The sequence below is a fragment of the Paenibacillus sp. Paensp111 genome, from assembly GCF_059492195.1.
Map to the genome: position 1 here is coordinate 660,705 of NZ_CP168527.1, position 16,777 is coordinate 677,481.

18 protein-coding genes are annotated in these 16,777 nt (G+C 48.5%); 13 read left to right on the forward strand and 5 right to left on the reverse strand.

Features of this window, described 5'->3' with window-relative positions; genetic code table 11:
• Nucleotides 1–84: 84 nt before the first annotated feature.
• From ACEN86_RS03145 to ACEN86_RS03155, 3 genes are read left to right on the forward strand one after another with little or no spacing between them, the layout of a single operon-like run.
• Nucleotides 85–1,017: an ABC transporter ATP-binding protein gene (locus ACEN86_RS03145; protein ID WP_495632918.1), complete on the forward strand. Its 933-nt coding sequence runs from the start codon at nt 85–87 to the stop codon at nt 1,015–1,017.
• Nucleotides 1,010–1,702: an ABC transporter permease gene (locus ACEN86_RS03150; protein WP_495632919.1), complete on the forward strand. Its 693-nt coding sequence runs from the start codon at nt 1,010–1,012 to the stop codon at nt 1,700–1,702. The genes ACEN86_RS03145 and ACEN86_RS03150 overlap by 8 nt, the downstream gene beginning before the upstream one ends.
• Nucleotides 1,703–1,717: 15 nt before the next feature.
• Nucleotides 1,718–2,578 carry a CPBP family glutamic-type intramembrane protease gene (locus ACEN86_RS03155; protein ID WP_495632920.1) on the forward strand — a complete coding sequence of 287 codons (861 nt, stop codon included), beginning with the start codon at nt 1,718–1,720 and terminating at the stop codon, nt 2,576–2,578.
• A 180-nt stretch (nt 2,579–2,758) separates the two neighbouring features.
• Here the strand turns inward: ACEN86_RS03155 and ACEN86_RS03160 are convergent, their stop codons facing one another.
• Nucleotides 2,759–3,679: a DMT family transporter gene (locus ACEN86_RS03160; RefSeq protein WP_495632921.1), complete on the reverse strand. Its 921-nt coding sequence runs from the start codon at nt 3,677–3,679 to the stop codon at nt 2,759–2,761.
• A 116-nt stretch (nt 3,680–3,795) separates the two neighbouring features.
• Here ACEN86_RS03160 and ACEN86_RS03165 point away from each other — a divergent pair, with 116 nt between their 5' ends.
• A complete protein-coding gene (locus ACEN86_RS03165; RefSeq protein ID WP_495632922.1) occupies nt 3,796–5,199 on the forward strand; it encodes an aminotransferase-like domain-containing protein in 1,404 nt (467 codons plus the stop codon).
• A 258-nt stretch (nt 5,200–5,457) separates the two neighbouring features.
• Nucleotides 5,458–6,234, forward strand: coding sequence for a YheC/YheD family protein (locus ACEN86_RS03170; RefSeq protein ID WP_495632923.1), 777 nt, complete (start codon nt 5,458–5,460; stop codon nt 6,232–6,234).
• 29 nt (nt 6,235–6,263) lie between these two features.
• On the opposite strand, the gene ACEN86_RS03175 is transcribed toward ACEN86_RS03170, so the two are convergent.
• On the reverse strand, nt 6,264–6,476 hold the full coding sequence (locus ACEN86_RS03175; RefSeq protein ID WP_495632924.1) for a hypothetical protein: 213 nt from the start codon (nt 6,474–6,476) through the stop codon (nt 6,264–6,266).
• 150 nt (nt 6,477–6,626) lie between these two features.
• Between ACEN86_RS03175 and ACEN86_RS03180 the strand changes: the two genes are divergently transcribed.
• From ACEN86_RS03180 to ACEN86_RS03210, 7 genes are all read left to right on the forward strand, one after another.
• Nucleotides 6,627–8,423, forward strand: a complete 1,797-nt coding sequence (locus ACEN86_RS03180) for an ABC transporter substrate-binding protein (RefSeq protein ID WP_495632925.1) — start codon at nt 6,627–6,629, stop codon at nt 8,421–8,423.
• A 132-nt stretch (nt 8,424–8,555) separates the two neighbouring features.
• Entirely contained in the window at nt 8,556–9,674 is a 1,119-nt protein-coding gene (locus ACEN86_RS03185; protein WP_495632926.1) for a phosphodiester glycosidase family protein, read from the forward strand.
• 222 nt (nt 9,675–9,896) lie between these two features.
• On the forward strand, nt 9,897–10,190 hold the full coding sequence (locus ACEN86_RS03190) for a hypothetical protein (protein WP_495632927.1): 294 nt from the start codon (nt 9,897–9,899) through the stop codon (nt 10,188–10,190).
• A gap of 50 nt (nt 10,191–10,240) precedes the next feature.
• Nucleotides 10,241–10,717, forward strand: coding sequence for a hypothetical protein (locus tag ACEN86_RS03195; RefSeq protein ID WP_495632928.1), 477 nt, complete (start codon nt 10,241–10,243; stop codon nt 10,715–10,717).
• Between the two features lie 177 nt (nt 10,718–10,894).
• Complete coding sequence (locus ACEN86_RS03200; RefSeq protein ID WP_495634203.1) at nt 10,895–11,227, forward strand: DUF3221 domain-containing protein; 333 nt, start codon at nt 10,895–10,897, stop codon at nt 11,225–11,227.
• Between the two features lie 147 nt (nt 11,228–11,374).
• A complete protein-coding gene (locus ACEN86_RS03205; RefSeq protein WP_495632929.1) occupies nt 11,375–12,010 on the forward strand; it encodes a hypothetical protein in 636 nt (211 codons plus the stop codon).
• Between the two features lie 153 nt (nt 12,011–12,163).
• Nucleotides 12,164–12,514 carry a hypothetical protein gene (locus ACEN86_RS03210; RefSeq protein ID WP_495632930.1) on the forward strand — a complete coding sequence of 117 codons (351 nt, stop codon included), beginning with the start codon at nt 12,164–12,166 and terminating at the stop codon, nt 12,512–12,514.
• 113 nt (nt 12,515–12,627) lie between these two features.
• Here the strand turns inward: ACEN86_RS03210 and ACEN86_RS03215 are convergent, their stop codons facing one another.
• The 3 genes from ACEN86_RS03215 to ACEN86_RS03225 all read right to left on the reverse strand — a co-directional run bounded on the left by ACEN86_RS03215 (nt 12,628) and on the right by ACEN86_RS03225 (nt 14,884).
• A complete protein-coding gene (locus tag ACEN86_RS03215) occupies nt 12,628–13,332 on the reverse strand; it encodes an AIM24 family protein (RefSeq protein ID WP_495632931.1) in 705 nt (234 codons plus the stop codon).
• Between the two features lie 59 nt (nt 13,333–13,391).
• Nucleotides 13,392–13,802: a hypothetical protein gene (locus ACEN86_RS03220; RefSeq protein WP_495632932.1), complete on the reverse strand. Its 411-nt coding sequence runs from the start codon at nt 13,800–13,802 to the stop codon at nt 13,392–13,394.
• A gap of 203 nt (nt 13,803–14,005) precedes the next feature.
• Entirely contained in the window at nt 14,006–14,884 is an 879-nt protein-coding gene (locus tag ACEN86_RS03225; RefSeq protein ID WP_495632933.1) for a helix-turn-helix transcriptional regulator, read from the reverse strand.
• A gap of 131 nt (nt 14,885–15,015) precedes the next feature.
• Here ACEN86_RS03225 and ACEN86_RS03230 point away from each other — a divergent pair, with 131 nt between their 5' ends.
• Nucleotides 15,016–16,428: an MATE family efflux transporter gene (locus ACEN86_RS03230; RefSeq protein WP_495632934.1), complete on the forward strand. Its 1,413-nt coding sequence runs from the start codon at nt 15,016–15,018 to the stop codon at nt 16,426–16,428.
• Nucleotides 16,429–16,777 lie beyond the last annotated feature (349 nt).

The window sequence follows — 16,777 nt, forward strand, 5'->3', positions numbered from 1 at the left end:
GATTTAAGTAAGATTCAGTTAATAAAAAAGAGAAGTCCTCTCCTTAAGATAAAGATATACAGATGAAGCAAAGGAGATAAGGATATGGGATATATACTAAAAACCAGTCATTTAACCAAAACGTTCGGCGGTCAAGAGGTTGTTCAGGATGTAAGTATGAAGATAGCGCGAGGGGAAATTTACGGTTTCCTCGGACCCAACGGTGCCGGCAAGACCACGGTCATGAAGATGATTACCAATCTGGTTAAGCCAACAGCCGGAGAGATTGAGATTTTCGGGGAGAAGCTGACAGACAAATCATACAGCGTGCTCAAGCGGATGGGCAGTATTATTGAGTATCCGGTGTTCTATGACCGGCTGACAGCCCGTGAGAATCTGGATCTGCATTGTGAATACATGGGCTTCTATGACAAGAAAGCGATCAAGGATGCCCTGGAGCTTGTGAACCTACAGAATATTGAAAAAAAGGCAGTCAAGGACTTCTCCCTCGGGATGAAGCAGCGCCTGGGTATTGCAAGAGCGATCATCACCAAGCCTGAATTCCTGATCCTGGATGAGCCGATCAACGGACTCGACCCCGTAGGGATCAAGGAGCTTCGGGATATATTCAAAATGCTCAGTCAGCAGTTCGGAATCACCCTGCTTATTTCGAGTCACATTCTTGGAGAAATGGAGCAAATCGCCGATACGATTGGCGTCATCCGGGAAGGGCGGCTTCTTGAGGAAGTGGCGATGAGTACGATCCGGGAGAAGAATACGGAATATATTGAGCTGACGACGAATGATTATAAGAAAGCTGCATTCGTGCTTGAGAACAAGCTGAATATTCGTAATTACAAGGTGATTGACGATAAATGCCTGCGAATATACTCGGACGGCTCAGACGGGGTCTCCCAGCGGGACCTGACCAAAGCTCTGGTGCAAGAGAACGTGGATATAGAATCGCTTAACCTTAAGCGCCTTTCGCTTGAAGATCACTTCCTTAGCTTGATTGAAGGGGGTGAGGGCGTTGCTTAAGCTGATGAGACTTGAGATGAAGAAGTATAAGCTTGGGGGACTGCTGAAAGGGGTAATCATCTGTAACCTGGCGATAATGGCTTTATTGACCATGATTTATTTTGCGGATAAAGCGGACTCAGCAGATACATTTACTTCATATCATACGATCTTCGGTATCATTGGTTCACTTGTCCGGATGACCTTTGTCATTTATGCGTCTGCTATAATTGCAAGGATCATTATAGACGAATATAAGAATAAGACGATTAACCTTATGTTTGTCTATCCGATCAGCCGTAAGCATATTATGGTTGCCAAGCTGAGCATTGTATTCTTGTTCACTTTAATTACCGTGCTGCTGTCCAATGTATTTCTGGATGGTATGGTCATGCTGGTAGATCGGGCGTACGACATTGTTCCTGAATCTTTGACGATGGACATGGTAAGGGGTCAGGCCTCCAGCGTAATGTTGTCGGCTGTGTCGGCTGCGGGAATCAGTCTGATTCCTTTATACTTTGGAATGCGCAGACGTTCAGTGCCAATTACGATTGTATCCGCTATGTTAATCGTTAGTCTGATATCTTCAAATAACAACGGCTTTGCACTGAGCAGTATTATCGCCATACCTATCGCGTTATGCTTCATAGGGATTCTGATTGCCTATATGACGATAAGGAATGTGGATACCAAAGACGTCGTATAAGAAAGGAATGCAAGGATGTTCTACAAAATAAGCGGTTATAAAGGCATTATTATTCTGTGCCTCATGAATCTGCTGCTGAATTATCTGGTCCTCTATCCGCTTGGATTAGATCAGTATATAGGGCCGGAGCACCCGTACTTGTTCGGGATCATTAATCTGGTCATTGGACTTATCATGCTCGCTGTGACGATCCTATATATCCGAAGAGTCGACCGTAAGCCGGTCGCCTCTATCGGACTCAGGAAGGGCCGTAAGCACTTGATCTTTTCGCTTGCGGCCATCGCAATGACGATTGTCCTGCATCTTGTCTATCTGAAGAGTCTGGACGAGGCAGGGATTCTGAGGGCGTACTTCAATGTCCATTATTTCGAGAATGTGCAGATTGTCCCCATGCTTCTGGTGACCGGGGCAGGCTGGTTCGTCAACGCTTTCTATGAAGAAATGCTGCGGGCCTATATTGCGGTGAAGCTAAAGCACTGGGGTCCGCTGCTTATGTTCCTGACCCTGGGTCTGATCTCTATCGTGATGTCCATATTTAATGGGCTGGATCTGATCTACTCGATTCTAATCTTTATTGTGAGCTCCGCCTTCTTGTATGTGTATCTTAAGAGCGGCTCCATCATTCCGACGGCCTGCGCGCATTTCATCTATAACTTTACCCTTGGGCATCTCTTTGGGAGTGGAGCCGTAGCCTTCCTCAGAGTGGAAGGGGAGACCACGCTATGGTATGGACTTGCGCCATTCCTGCTCTATATCATTATCCTTGTAGTGATGGCCAAGCTGATCTATGGAGATGCTTCTGTAGGGCACTGTATCAAGAGAATAGATAAAAGTGGACATCAATCCACAGGCCAATCGCATTCATCAACGATGTAACTTGGTGGGACAAGGAGGCTACAGACACACAGCCGATCCAGACCGCCCTTAGTCATAAGGAAATCCACAGCCCAAAATGGCCCCGGAAGAGATACCTCTCTTGGGGCCATTTTGCTGTGCTGTTCTTGACTAGTCCGAGGCCTTAGGCCGCGTCTGACTCAAGTCAGTCCTGTCAGCTTGTCATGAGCCGCCTTCATGCAAGCTGACTCTCCGTCCAAACAGCTGGCGGAGTGCCGGAGCATTGATCAGAATAAGTCCGGCAATAATGGTCAGCACGCCGGTGAATGTGTTCCAGTAGACGGGCTCATGGTACAGGAGCATGCCTAACAGCAGCGCAATGACGGGGGAGATGTACAGCCAGGTCGAAGGAAAGAGCGGCGTAGTCACGGCGACCAGCCAGTAAAAAATCGTATGAGCAACCATGGAGCCCATCACAATCAGATAGAGCAGGGAGTAGACGGCATGAGGCTGAAGCAGGGACCTTGGCTGGATATTTTCTGTGAAGAAAGACAACACCAGCAGTCCAGCACCCCCATACATCATCTGGGCCGCATTCAGCGCGATTGGAGAGACCCCCTTAAAGCGGGGCATAACTTGCTTGGAATAGAGTGTTCCGCCTGCATAGAATATTTCACCAATCAGGATGGTGAGTGAGGCCAGAAGCCAGAGGGAACTGACCCGGACGGTAATTCCCGGCAACAGCAGCAGAACAACACCTGCGAGCCCAATCAGACAACCGAATATAGCCGTTAATCTTGGCCGCTTATGAAGAAGCACCGTCTGAAGCAGCAGAATCATAATCGGCCCTGTGGCAGACAGAACCGCAGCAATGCCCGAAGATACATATTGTTCGGCCCAATATAACGAGGCGAAGGTCCCGAAGGTAAGGCCAAGTCCTGTGAGCATCATTTCCTTGCGGAGCAGCAGAGAGAGCGGGGCCCGCCTTGTCCCTACCATGAGGCAGAAGAGAATCAGCCCGGCAAGAAAGAATCGGCACCCTCCCCCGAAGAATGGAGTAAGCCCTGCATCAATTCCCCATTTGATAGCCAGAAAGGTAGTCCCAAATATCATACACATGATAGAAAAAGCCAAATAAACCATGCACGTATCCCCCTTTTGACTCTATTATAGTGAATATACAATAGAACAGATGGAATCCAAGCAGACCAGATATCCCGGATAGGCCGGTATTATGAAATGAGTTAAGGGGTGTTGACATGAATAAGCGGTTATTCCGGCAGGTCTATGACTTACTGCTTGGGAAGCTTGAGAATAAGGAGTGGAGAGAGCATGAGAAGCTCCCTTCTGTACGAATTCTGGCTGAGGAGCTGAGTGTGAACCGGCTTACGGTGCTTCGGGCTTATCAACTGCTGAAAGAGACAGGACTGATCTACGTCAAGGAGAAGTCAGGCTATTACGTGCTGCCGGAGAAGCAGCGTGAAGGCCAAGCACGCACGGGGGCGGAAGTACATCCCCGCGAATTAGCATCCGGATCTGAGCACGGTGTAGGACGGTCCGCCGGGCGGAATTCGTTCTCACAGGCTCTCGTTGATCCGGCTCTGCTGCCGAATCGATACTTCTCGGAGTATGCCAAGAAAGTGTTCGACTTATATCCGAAGGTGCTCAGCACCTATTCCTCAGTGCAGGGAGATGAGGAGCTGCGATCTGTACTATGCCATTACTTCGCCAAGACCCATCAACTGCATCTCAATATGGAGGACCTCATGATCACAACCGGAGCCCAGCAGGCGATTGACTTAACGGCAAGGGCTTTCTTACAGAGCGGCGATATCGTTCTCATCGAGAGACCTACCTATCATGCGGCGATCAACATCTTTGAGGGGTGCGGAGCCCGGCTGGTCCCCGTGGAGATTCATCCGAACGGGTATGACATGGACCACCTTGAGGAGCTGCTCAGACAGTATCAACCCAAGCTGTTCTATATCAATCCCACCTTTCATAATCCGACCGGGTATACCGTGCCTGTCCGGCAGCGCAAGCTGCTGGCCGAGCTCGCCGAGCGATACCGGTGTCTGATTGTAGAGGACGATTCCTTTCGCGACATCTATTTCGGCGAGGCACCGCCTCCACCTGTGGCATCCTATGACACGGAAGGATGGGTGATCTATATCCGAAGCTTCAGCAAATATGCAGCTCCGGGTCTGCGAGTGGCAGCCTTATGTGCCCAGCCGCCGAGGATGCACCTTCTGCTGCAGTATAAGTATCAGATGGATAACGGGGCGCCGCTGCTGAATCAAAAGGTATTTCTGCTGTATCTGGCCTCCGAGCGGTTAACCGGACATTTGGAGAAGCTAAGAATAGCGCTGGGCATTCGCAAGGCTGTCATGGAAGAGGAGCTCCGTGCTGCCGGCTGGACATGGGAAAGTCCGCAGGGCGGGTTAAGCTTATGGGTTCGGCTTCCGCACGGAGGCGTGCCGGCCGAGGTGCTGCTGGAACGTTGTGCGCAGCATGGCGTCTCGTTCTCTCCCGGGACTGCTCACGATCCCCTTCGGGAACTGCGAAGCTATATCAGGCTTAGTTACTCCTTCGTCAATGAAGCAGGAATCCGGGATGCAATGAGAAGACTGATCTCCTGTACGGATACACCGGATGAAGGGTAGGCGGCAGTTTACCATACCAGACGCAGGGTCACTTCATAACAAATAAGCTGTCTATTCAACTGCCCTTAAGGGGTGGGGATAGGCAGCTTTTTTGTGTTCATCCCATATATTTGCTGGATTTAGGCGGCTGGTTCAGACCATTTGTTATGCGCACGCATACGATATTTCTGAAATAACTTATGTGCGTTTGAGATTAATAGAAAGCTTAGGCATCGCCCTAAGACCCATGTATCTCGAATAGACAGGGACGGTGAAGAAATGGCAACGGCAACCCAGAAGAAGAAATTTGTAAGAACTCTCACAAGCAAGTGGATAAAGACCAACGTACTGCTTAAAAATGCGAAGATCCGCAAGTACATTCCGGATACCCGAAGATTTAATGCGGGGAACCTGAAGAGCATGCTGAGCAGCTACAGCATGGTCTACATCAAGCCCGAGCGGGGGACCCATGGGCTGGGCGTAATCCGTGCCGAGCTGGGTCTGGAAGCTTCGAACAAATATAAATACCAGTTCGATACGACGACAAGATCTTTCAGCACCTTCGAGGCTTTTTACGCAAGCTTGAAAAAGGCGATAGGAAGCCGCAGCTATCTGATCCAGAAGGGGATCCACCTGCTTAAGTACAAGAACCGCCGGTTCGATATCCGCATCATGGTTCAGCTGAGCCCCTCAGGGAAATGGGAGACTACGGGGCTGATCGGCAGAGCGGCGAAGGAGGGCAAAATTGTCACCAACTATCACAGCGGTGGACGGCCGATGTCTGTGCCAGTTCTGCTCTCTCAGCACGTCACTGGTGCCAAGCAGGCCGCTCTCCTTCAGGAGCTGAGACAGTTCGGTGAGCGGATTGCCAGAGCGTATCAGTCTACGTATCCGAATTTCAGACAGATTGGTGTGGACGTCGGCTTAGACCGGTCGCTGACCCCGTGGATTATCGAAGTGAATACCAATCCGGACCCGTATATTTTTAATCAGCTAAAAGATAAAACCATGTACCGCAAGGTTATGCGATACAGACGGGCGCAGGGCATCAAGTAACTTCAACTGTTATGGTGGGCGGGCTGTCTCTACAGGGATGGCCTGGTTTCCATTTCAGGCTTCTTGGACACTTCCCGGCAAATGGACCCATTCTTGCGAGAATGGCGTCCGGCGAAGAAGGCCAGCAAAGTTCTCTTTGTCCACGGCTTCCTCGGTCTGTGCATCATCCATTCCGTCCGGTTGATCCGGTCCAGCCTCTGCTGCTCACTCTCAAATCTCTTTTCAATAAAATAAGGGTGCATTTCAAATCCTCCTTCTCCTCACAGCTTGAACTGGGTTACAATATGGCATATCTTTCTATTCGGTGATTTCATTGTAAGTTCAATTTTTGTTCACAAAAAGGGTAGAGGTTGTGAGTTTATTTTCACCTTTTCCCGAAAAAGGAGGACCCTATGCGGTTGGTCGAGGATTATCTGCAGCTGCGCATCACGTTTGCCGGGATGAAGGAGTATCAGCCTTTTCCGGCTTCACTGGCACAAGTGGCGGATGCCCTGTACTGCAGCCAGAGAAATGCCAAGCTGATTATTATCAAGATGGTGGATCAGAAGTGGGTGGGCTTCGTACCCGGCAGAGGACGGGGGAATACATCGGAGCTTACTTTTCTCAAATCCGGCGAGGAGGTCCTGCTTGATGGGGCCAAGGAGAGTGTGAGGCTCGGGGAAGTCGAAGCCGCCTTGAAGCTGATCTCAGAACATGGAAAGGGAACGGAAGTAAGAAGACAATTCGCGGAATGGCTGTCCCTATATTTCGGATATCAGGCTGACATTCAGCCCGAGCAGTGCTGGGAGAGCTTGAAGCTGCCGGTCTATCGTCCCATACATACGCTGGACCCTGCCAGAGTGGTCTATGCCTTTGACGGCAATCTGGTCAGCCAAATTTTCGATAGACTCATAGAGTATGATAGCCAGAACGGACGATTCATCCCTGGAATCGCGCATTTCTGGAGAACGAATGAGGATAAGACCGTCTGGACCTTCTATCTGCGAAAAGGGGTCATCTTCCACCATGGCAGGGAGCTTGAGGCCTCAGATGTTGAATTTAGCCTGACTCGGCTGCAAAGCGCACCCGTTGCCTGGCTGGTCAAGCAGATCGACGAAGTCAGGATACTCTCCAGGTATGGAGTCGAGATTGGGCTCAAGGCACCCAACCATCTGCTGCTGTGGTATTTATCAGGAAATACCGCATCGATAGTACCTCAGGATGTGTACCGGGATTATACGGAACAGGAGCCGCTCATTCCCGTAGGAACCGGGGCGTACCGCGTAACCAAGCGGACAACCGGGATCTGCCAGCTGTCGGCGTATGACCGTTATTTTCAAGGCAGGCCTCTTCTGGATGTGGTCGAGATCATCTATGTCCCCGAGGATTGCGGGGATCTCCTTCAGACGGAGGAGCAGGAGCTGCTGGTTGTGCATACGGGTGAGAGTCAGGAGACGCCTATCGCGGGACAATGGAACGAACAGAAGATGATCTCAGGCACTTGTCTGCTGACCTTTAATCTGCGCAAAGACTGCCTTCTGCAGAGTCCGGCTCTACGTAAAGCCCTGACTCTCCTGATTGATCGCAGACGTATGGTTAGGGAGTTAGGTGCCCCTCTTGTGGCCCCTTCAGATAGCTTTCGGCTTAAGGAAGCTCCGGTAGACAGAGACTGGAATTTCGATCCGGAGGAAGGAATGAAGCTGCTGCAGGAATCCGGTTACCTCGGAGAACCGCTTCGTCTGTATACCTATTCCCGGCATATCCGTGATGCCGAGTGGCTTAGGCAGGAGTACGGGAAGTATGGGGTTCGGATGGAAGTGTGTCAGGTAAGCTGGGAGGGTATGCTGAGGGATGAGCATGTGGACCGGGCTGACTTTATCATATTCGAAGCTGTATCCGCCCAGGGAATCATCTCGCTGATGGAGAATTATCTATCGGACAACAGCTTTCTTCGGATGCATCTGGGTGAGGAACTGGGGACATTCATTGATGAAGAAATCGCAGGAATTCTAGGTTCTGCCGGAGCAGAAAGCGAGAATGAGGTTATCCGGAGGATGGAGCCTTTGGAGGCCAAGCTTCGCGAGGAGTATGCGATTATGTTCCTGAGCTACAAGGTTATTGGCTCCATGTATCATCCGAGTCTGCAGAATGTAACGATTCAATCCCAAGGATGGGTGGATTTCAAGAAGCTGTGGTTCCGGAACTATTGACAAAATATGACTAAATGGTAGGCAAAAGATGAAGATAATGAAACTTTGAATCCCGGATTTTCGTCTATTATGGAGAAATAGATGGATTGAAAACTAAAGCAGATTAGTAAGAACAGGGAGGAAGAGGTTGTAGTGGAACCAAGAACATTACCCCGCCGGTCAACGGTGCGCAATCAGAAGAAGACACGGGGAAATCGGAAGAAAAAGAGAGGCTTCTTGTACGTACTTTCCAGGGTGTGTCTGATTGTCCTGCTGCTGCTCGTTGCTGCAGGGAGCTGGCTCTACTGGGCCCCATCGGCCAAGAATCTCAGGTACCTTATAGCAGATACGTTAATAACAACACAGCATAGAAGCTGGGCTCAATATATTATTGGCAAAGATGAAATGAAGAGACGGGTAGCCGAGTATAATGCCCGTTTTGAGCAGATGGGAGATGAGAGAGACAACCATGTGATTGACCGTACTGCGGACCAGAAGAATAAACCGCTTGTAGAGATTGAGAATGTATCGGGGAGCGGCTACAAAGGTTATGTCATGATCGTCAATGATCCCACCAAGATCAGGCTCGGTGTTCCCGGCAAGGCCGGCTCCGGGGAGAAGGTGTCCAGTATGGTGAAGCGCACTGGCGCCATAGCTGGGGTCAATGGCGGGGGATTCGTCGATCCGAATGGGAAAGGGAATGGATTTAAGCCCATCGGCGTCGTGATCGCCGAAGGCAAGCTGTACTATAACGGGAACGGCAGTGCCTCTACTCAGATCGTGGGCATTGACAAGCAGGGCAAGATGATTGCGGGCAATTATACGTTAAAAGAGCTTTCCAGACTTGGACTTCAGGAGGCGGTGACCTTCCAGCCCCGGATGATCGTGAATGGGAAGGGCTTGATCAAGAACGCTGCCGAAGGTTGGGGAATTGCCCCAAGAACTGCCATGGGACAGCGGAAGGACGGAGCCATCATCTTCGTTGTCATCGACGGCCGCCAGCCGGGCTACAGCATCGGGGCCAATCTCTACGATGTACAGCAGATCATGCTGGAGCATGGTGCGGTGATTGCTGCGAATCTGGATGGAGGCTCTTCATCGGTGCTTGTAAAAGACAATGAAATTATTAATAAGCCGTCTTCCCAATACGGGGAGCGGTATCTGCCTTCCGCGTTCCTGGTGTTCGAGCACCCCGAGGGCGTGGAGATCCCGAATATTTGGAAAGGCCTTGATGCGGACAGCATCAATGCAGCGAAGAAGCGCAGCCGATAATGAATTGGCAAATAGTAAGAGCCGGAGAGAAGATCTCCGGCTCTTGTTTGTGTAGATGTTCAGTTATGAGTAGCTTTATCGGTGGCCGATGGGTAAGTATTAGCCCGTGTAATTAAAGTTACGGATTGTGCTATAGGATTAAGCTAACGGGCAGTTTACTTCCAATGTGTGGTAATATTTAGTTAAATAACAATTCATTTTTAGGAGGGGAAGGGACTGATAATGAGCATCCCTACTGAGCTAGATGGTGCAAAGGTAATTCAACACACATCAAATTCTATTGCAAACCAATATGGGGGTGTAGGAATACAAAATGATAATAAAGAAATAATTGACAAGCTTCCCATTACCGCAATGGCAATTTGTCAGTATGAAGGAAGTCATGAATATTATCTATTTTCTTGTGACTTGGATTGGCAAGTCATTGGAGATTTTGACTTTAATACGCTGGAAGAAGCAATGTTGAGTGCTAAACTAAGCCATAACGTTAATGAAGAAGATTGGATAACTATCTAATAGTTCTATTCAATTATAATGGAAGTTAGTTCAGAACAGGGGCGCTCTTTATGGAAAAGAAGCAACTGAATCGTGAAGAATCATTAAATATTAAAGCGAAACTAAATTCTGTATGGGACATTACTGGTTACTATTGGTACCCTTTGGCTGAAACGAATAGAAATGATGTAATTGCGTTTGACTTCCCTTATATAAATACTGATTTAAAGATGAACTTCTTGAAAGATTGTCTTATTACACATGGTGTTACAGACATTTATGAATATTGGGCAGGTAAAGAACTTTGCTATAAATTTGCTTTAAATCATGACGTAGAACAGCTTTTCTGGAAGAGTGACCCTTACTTTTCTGAATGTTATAACGAAGGCTTCTGGTTTTCAAAAGAAATGGATTGGATTATTTATTTTACCCATGAAGAAACTTGTACATTAGGCGGCGAATGGTTGATAACCACAGTGAAGCAGGGATGGTACGATTGGAAAAAAAACATAAAGTGGGATACAAAGAACGATAAATCATTCAACTAACGGGATACAATAGCAGAGCGTTGGAACCGATCCATCGCTTGTTTTGCATTGCTGGAAGTCGGCTAAGCTAACTCGCAGTTTTGCATGATTTTACATCACTTCTCGTTTGCAACCAATTCTTCTCTCAACTCGTTCATATGTAAATACTTAACTTGGAGGGTGACCATTTTGAAAAAAGTGTTTGTTTTACTCGTATTCGTTATGGTTCTGGCAACAGGATGTTCATCCGACAATAATAGTGAATCAGACGAGCGTTGGAATCATAAAGAAGGTTTTGTTGTTGCGAAAGAAAACGGTAGAGTCCTGGTAGTGCGTGATAGGGTTGATAATATTGAAGCACCACTTAACAAAATATTGGAAGAAGCTCAGCCGAATGCAATCTGGCTTTCAGTGGACAAAAAAGGTTTCGATGCTGTCTCGGTAGGTGACCAAGTGAGCGTAAATATCCCTAATGGTGCGATAGACCAATCCTATCCAGCTCAGGCGTCGGCGGACGTGATCAAGAAATAGTAACCCCGCTAACGGGGAACGATAGTTCAGCGATCCAGGGAGCAGTTTGATGCGCGGCAGCTGCTCCCTCTGCCGTTCCCCTAACGGGCAGTTTAGCTTAATAATTTGCTTGGTATTTATTGATCGAGTGGCAAAGGGGATGTTGATTTGCTCAAAAGCAACAAAAAGAAAATCAGAGGTTGGAAAAGACACGTCCGAAAAATTGAAAAGTGGAAGCAGCGAGTTATTGATTTAGACATACAACATCTGAATCAATACCAAAGGGATTACGCTAAACTTTGGATTCATCCATTTTACGCACTCCAGCGCATAAATCCTCCTGTTTGGTTTAACCGCCTTCTTCTAGAAGCAATGTTGGATGTTTATCAAAGTTGGTATCAGAAGTTGAACGAATTAGGAGAACCCTTTTATCTTAAATTATGGATATTCGACCCTCACTTTATCAACTCGCAGGTGGTAGCTGCTTATAAAGATTATCTTCACTTTTACGACCAAACATTTGAAGTTGGATACCAAGAGAAAGAGTTCCCTTTTGGAAAGTACACTTACCTTAGAGAGAAGTTAGAAATGTTCGATTGGCACCGCCATATTGATTGTGACGTTTACACAGAGAGCGACCTTCTTGATAATATCCAGCGAGGTTGGATGAGTCAAAATGAACTTGAAGCTATTAAACGGAAGGCTCACAAAGTCGAAACAATTCATCTATCAAATGGAGATATAGATAGAACGTATAGCGTTCAAGTCGGAGATGTCTGGGTTGGTTCAATAAAAAGTTATTAAACTAACGGGATGCGATAGTTGAATAAAATCTCATCTCGAAGCTGCCTTGGAAATAACCTGCGGTTTCGTTGCGCTAACAGGCAGGAAGGCAACATATAGCAAAAAGGATTCGTATAATATTATTGAGAGCCAAAGAACGGGGGCAATAACCATTTGAAAGATAGAAACATTATCTGTTTACTTATTGTCTTGTTCATCAGCTTGTTATCATCATGTGCGAATACTAACAAACCAGAAGTAAGAGATAGCCAATCATTGAAGATTATTATTTTCCAGGGACTAAATTACATGGTAACTGATGAAAAAGTAAATGACCAAAGCATTGAAAAAAAGGTTGGGGAAGTGAAGTCATACTCCAATAAAAGTGGTGAGCACTACTTTGAAGATGCTTTTTCAAACACTTATCAACTCGGCACGGAACTTTATAAAATAAACGAACAAGATGTTAAAGAGGCGGTTGCTGTAAAAACGGAGGAAGCATATCTTAAAGCAGTTAAACGATGAGATTAAACTCGGGACACGTTGGTTCAATCAAACAGCGGTAGTCTCGGACTTTAATCTCCGGTCCGAGGCTACCGCTGAGTTTTTTATTAAAGTCATTCATTCATTCATTGTCATTATTTAATAAACACGCCCCCGAAAGGTATTACCTCCCGAAGGAAGCGCTTGACGATCCCGTCATCGCCCAGGTCCTTCTCCAGGCGGTGGCTTTGCCGTCCGGCTTGAAGAATGACTTTGCCCGAGCCCGTCATCTTCCACTGGTAGCTCATGTGCTGACTGGCCAGATGATTCCCGTATACAGACAGCTCCATCCTCGCATTCTCCGGGTATGCCACCACGCTTCCGGCATCGACATACAGCGGCTCTTCCGGATCCAGGGCCACCTCGCACACTTGACCTTCAGTCAGAATGCCGATCTGTCCGCTACCCGAGAATTTCATCTTCACGGCATCCCGGGTGATCAGCATATTCTTCATATTCAGAATGCGAGTCTGCATCGTCACTCCCTCCGTATAAAAGAAAAGATGGCGGAAGTCGTACAGCAGATCGCTCTCCGGAGTCAGCACAATCGGCTTCATACTGTAAGACGCGGGAAGAGCAGCTACAAATTCGCAGCTGCCTTTCAGATCCGCCTGAATGAGCTTCTTCTTCCTGTACATCCCTTTCACATTCATAAGCCGGTCGCTCCGGTTGCCGGACGGCCCCTTGAAGGCGATGATCTGCTGGGGGTGAAGGACGTGAATCTTCTCATTCTCTTCAAGCAGGAAGCGAACAGCCTGTCCACCGATGTGGCTTGATTCAGTCTCGTGGATAAGCTGCATGGCGGGTCTCCTTCCTTTGTCTAAAATGTTGCCGCAGCGCGGCGCAGGGTTCAGCACGCTTACCGCCGCAGGACGACTCTGAGCACCCGCAGCAGGATGAAATATCCGGCGAGCAGCGCGGCTCCGGTAATTAACAGGACCCGAATCCGCTTGGAGCTGGCCTGGCGGTCAGCTTCTGCGTCCATGAGGGATTGCACGGTCTCGGTCAGCTTTTTGTTCTGCTGAATGAGGGCTTCGTTCTGCTGTCGGTAGGACTCCAGCGTTCCTTTAGCCTCATCCAGCTTGCTCACTGTACTTTTATATTCCTCTTTCAATTGGTTGACTTCGCTGGGGAGCTCCGATATTTCCTGGACTCCATTGAACAGGTCGTTAAAATATCCGGCATTCGCCGTAGGCGCAAGATAAAGCGCGCCTACACATAGCATCGGCAGGAGTGCAAGAGCCATTTTTCGAAATAGGCAGTGCTTCATCCAGGTTCACCACCTTACCATTAATAGATTCAATCAGTATTACGTATAGAGTCTGCGCAAAGTTTCCAAGGTAAGAGCCTTCCCAAGAGGGATATATCTTATTACCCGTACAGGCCCGATCTGCATATCAAGCGGCATCTAAATCTATATCCACTACCATTGAATGTAAAGGTTTGGAAATTATAAGTATTCGGAAAGCGTTATCAAGAGAAACGCTGTCTGAATTTTCGCGGTGACAGTCCTTCCTGCTTGGCAAAAGAAGAGGTGAAATAGGCAGGATGGTTAAATCCTACTTCCTCGGAGATCCGGGTGATGGACAGGTCAGTCTGCAGCAGCAGCAGCTTGGCCCGTGAGATCCGGTATCTCAGTAAGTAAGCCGCGGGCGAGCAGCCGAATACCTTTTGCATACAGCGGGCGATATACACAGGGTGAAAGTTCACATGTTCTCCGAGCGCTTTGGCTGTCACGTCTCTCTGATAATGAGCCCTGAGATAGGCGGCAGCACGCTCTGCACAAGCGGTCTGCGGAGAAGGGGCATCAGTCGTCAGCGTATCGGACAGCTGCTGGATTACCTCCTGGAACAGGGCCTGCTGACGCAGCCTCGCACCCGGCAGGTGAATGTTCTGGTTCATCAGCGTGAGCTCCCGAAGAAGGGTGTAGAACTTCTCGGGCTGCAGCAGGGGAGTATACTTTGGAACCCGGATCATAAAGGGAGTAATCGAATAGGCCGGCAGAAATGTAGGAGCCTCTATGGGAGCTTCCCGGTGATACGCGGACTCCTGTTCATCGGCTGGAAGCCAATCTCCCTCGGTATTGAAATGCAGCCAGTAGTAGCGGGTCTCCTCCGTACAGGCAAGGGTAGGGTAGTGGTAGGCGTCTGGGCGGAGAATGAGCGACTGTCCTTCTCTAACCTCAAAGTGCCGGTCTTCCTCGCCAATATATAGAGCGCCTTTCATGACTACGAGCAGATCGAACACGCCAATATTTCTTCTCGCAGGATGCTTGCTCCCGCAGGGGACCTCGGCTAATCCGCTAACGATGTAATAAGGCAGTGGAGGGATCGTGAATTGTAATAGCGGCACAGGCCTCACCTCAAGATATGAATTCAGGTTGGAATTTTAAAAGTTTGAGTTCAAATACTGATACTTCCATCCCAGTATACCATCTATAATTTGTTTACAAATACAATGTTACTTGGGAAGGTGTTATAACCGTGAGCAGCTTGGAAAAAGATAAGTTTACTCTATGGGCGCTGTCTTGGCCTATTTTTATTGAATTGTTCCTGCAATTTCTGCTGGGGGCGGTGGATACCTTGATGGTCAGCCGCATTTCAGATGATGCGGTTGCGGTCGTGGGCTTCTCCAATCAGCTCTTCAATGCGCTCACCACGCTCTTTGCCACGGTTGCAGGCGGGGCTGGCATTCTGATTGCCCAGAAGCTTGGCTCGCACAAGGAAGAAGAGGCGAGAACCGTAGCCATTATCTCGCTCAAAGTCACCGCTCTGATCGGAGCCTTGTTAAGCGTGCTCCTGATTGCCGTTCCAGGACCTATCGCGCAAATGCTTCAGATGCCGGGCGAACTGCTGCCTCTTGCGAGGACGTATATCTCTGTTGTGGGAGGCGGCATGATTCTGACCGCTATCATGTCTACGCTCAGCACAGCGATCCGGAATACCGGGAATACGCAGGGACCGATGTATACGGCGGTTGGTATGAACATCATTCATATTGTTATGAATTATGGTTTTATTTTCGGTGCCATCGGATTCCCGCAGTGGGGGCTCGCCGGGGTAGCGCTCTCCACACTAGTCAGCCGGCTTATTGCCACACTCGTGCTTCTGTTCATCTTCGTCGGCACATTTCAGCGTAACATCGTCTGGTCGGATATGCGCATCTTTGACCGCAAGCTGTTCAAGGAGATCATGCAGATCGGATGGCCGCTTGGCGTAAATATGGGCTGCTGGGTGTTCTCGCAGCTTGCGATATTCTCATTTCTGGCCATGCTGGGTACGGAGGTGCTCGCGGCGAGAACCTATATGAATACACTCGAATCGTTCTGCTTCCTGCTAGGTTATTCCATCGCACTCGCTGCACAGATTCAGATCGCCCACCTGTTCGGAGGCGGAAAGACGAAGGAAGCTTACAAGTCCGCCTACCGCGCACTGAAGTTCGGTCTGCCCCTGGTTACGATGAATGCATTCATTCTGTTGCTATGCGGTAAGAGCCTGCTGGGATTGTTCACTTCCGATCCGGAAATTCTGGCAATTGGAGTATCGCTGCTCTGGATGAACCTGCTGCTCCAGCCAGGCAAAATGCTGAATATGGCGATTGGCGATGCATTAAGTGCACTTGGAGATACGAGGTTCGTCATGTATAACTCGCTGATCTCCATGTGGATCATTGCCACCGGATGTTCTTATTTGTTCGGCGTATCACTCGGATGGGGCGTTGTTGCCATTTATGCATGTATGATTATAGATGAGTATTTCCGGGGAATTGTGGCGCTGCTCCGCTGGAGGGGACGCAAATACCTACGGAATAAGGAAGCAGAAATGGAGCGCGAGCGCAGTGACAGCTTCAGAGCCTGCAAGTGTGCTGCGAATGAGGAGGGACTCAGCTTCAGCTGAAGCTGAAGCTGAAGTGTTCTTGAACTGCAGTTGACGAAGAAGCATGTCCTTTGTTAAAATTTAGTAGGAATTGAACCGCAGGTACTCCCCGTGTTCAATTCATACATTTCAATTGGTAAGGGGAAATCTTAATGTTGGTGACCGTTCTTAACTAGTAAATTTCATAAGGCTGTTACGAAGGTGACGACTGGCGCTGCTGCTAATAAGTGGATGCCTTGTTCGATTCTGCCCTTCTGCGGTCTGAGATTTAGTTAAGAACACGCGGTACATCAAACGGCGCCTTACCTGCTGTTTTATTTCCAATGTACACCACACCGTGCTGTTTTTCAGCACGGTTTTTTTGTGTTAC

Excerpts from the sequence above, each read along its gene's own strand:
- ACEN86_RS03180 (WP_495632925.1), top strand. The coding sequence starts at position 6,627 with ATGCGGTTGGTCGAGGATTATCTGCAGCTGCGCATCACGTTTGCCGGG.
- ACEN86_RS03175 (WP_495632924.1), bottom strand. The coding sequence starts at position 6,476 with ATGCACCCTTATTTTATTGAAAAGAGATTTGAGAGTGAGCAGCAGAGG.
- ACEN86_RS03195 (WP_495632928.1), top strand. The coding sequence starts at position 10,241 with ATGGAAAAGAAGCAACTGAATCGTGAAGAATCATTAAATATTAAAGCG.
- ACEN86_RS03160 (WP_495632921.1), bottom strand. The coding sequence starts at position 3,679 with ATGGTTTATTTGGCTTTTTCTATCATGTGTATGATATTTGGGACTACC.
- ACEN86_RS03165 (WP_495632922.1), top strand. The coding sequence starts at position 3,796 with ATGAATAAGCGGTTATTCCGGCAGGTCTATGACTTACTGCTTGGGAAG.
- ACEN86_RS03170 (WP_495632923.1), top strand. The coding sequence starts at position 5,458 with ATGGCAACGGCAACCCAGAAGAAGAAATTTGTAAGAACTCTCACAAGC.
- ACEN86_RS03215 (WP_495632931.1), bottom strand. The coding sequence starts at position 13,332 with ATGCAGCTTATCCACGAGACTGAATCAAGCCACATCGGTGGACAGGCT.
- ACEN86_RS03155 (WP_495632920.1), top strand. The coding sequence starts at position 1,718 with ATGTTCTACAAAATAAGCGGTTATAAAGGCATTATTATTCTGTGCCTC.
- ACEN86_RS03145 (WP_495632918.1), top strand. The coding sequence starts at position 85 with ATGGGATATATACTAAAAACCAGTCATTTAACCAAAACGTTCGGCGGT.
- ACEN86_RS03220 (WP_495632932.1), bottom strand. The coding sequence starts at position 13,802 with ATGAAGCACTGCCTATTTCGAAAAATGGCTCTTGCACTCCTGCCGATG.
- ACEN86_RS03190 (WP_495632927.1), top strand. The coding sequence starts at position 9,897 with ATGAGCATCCCTACTGAGCTAGATGGTGCAAAGGTAATTCAACACACA.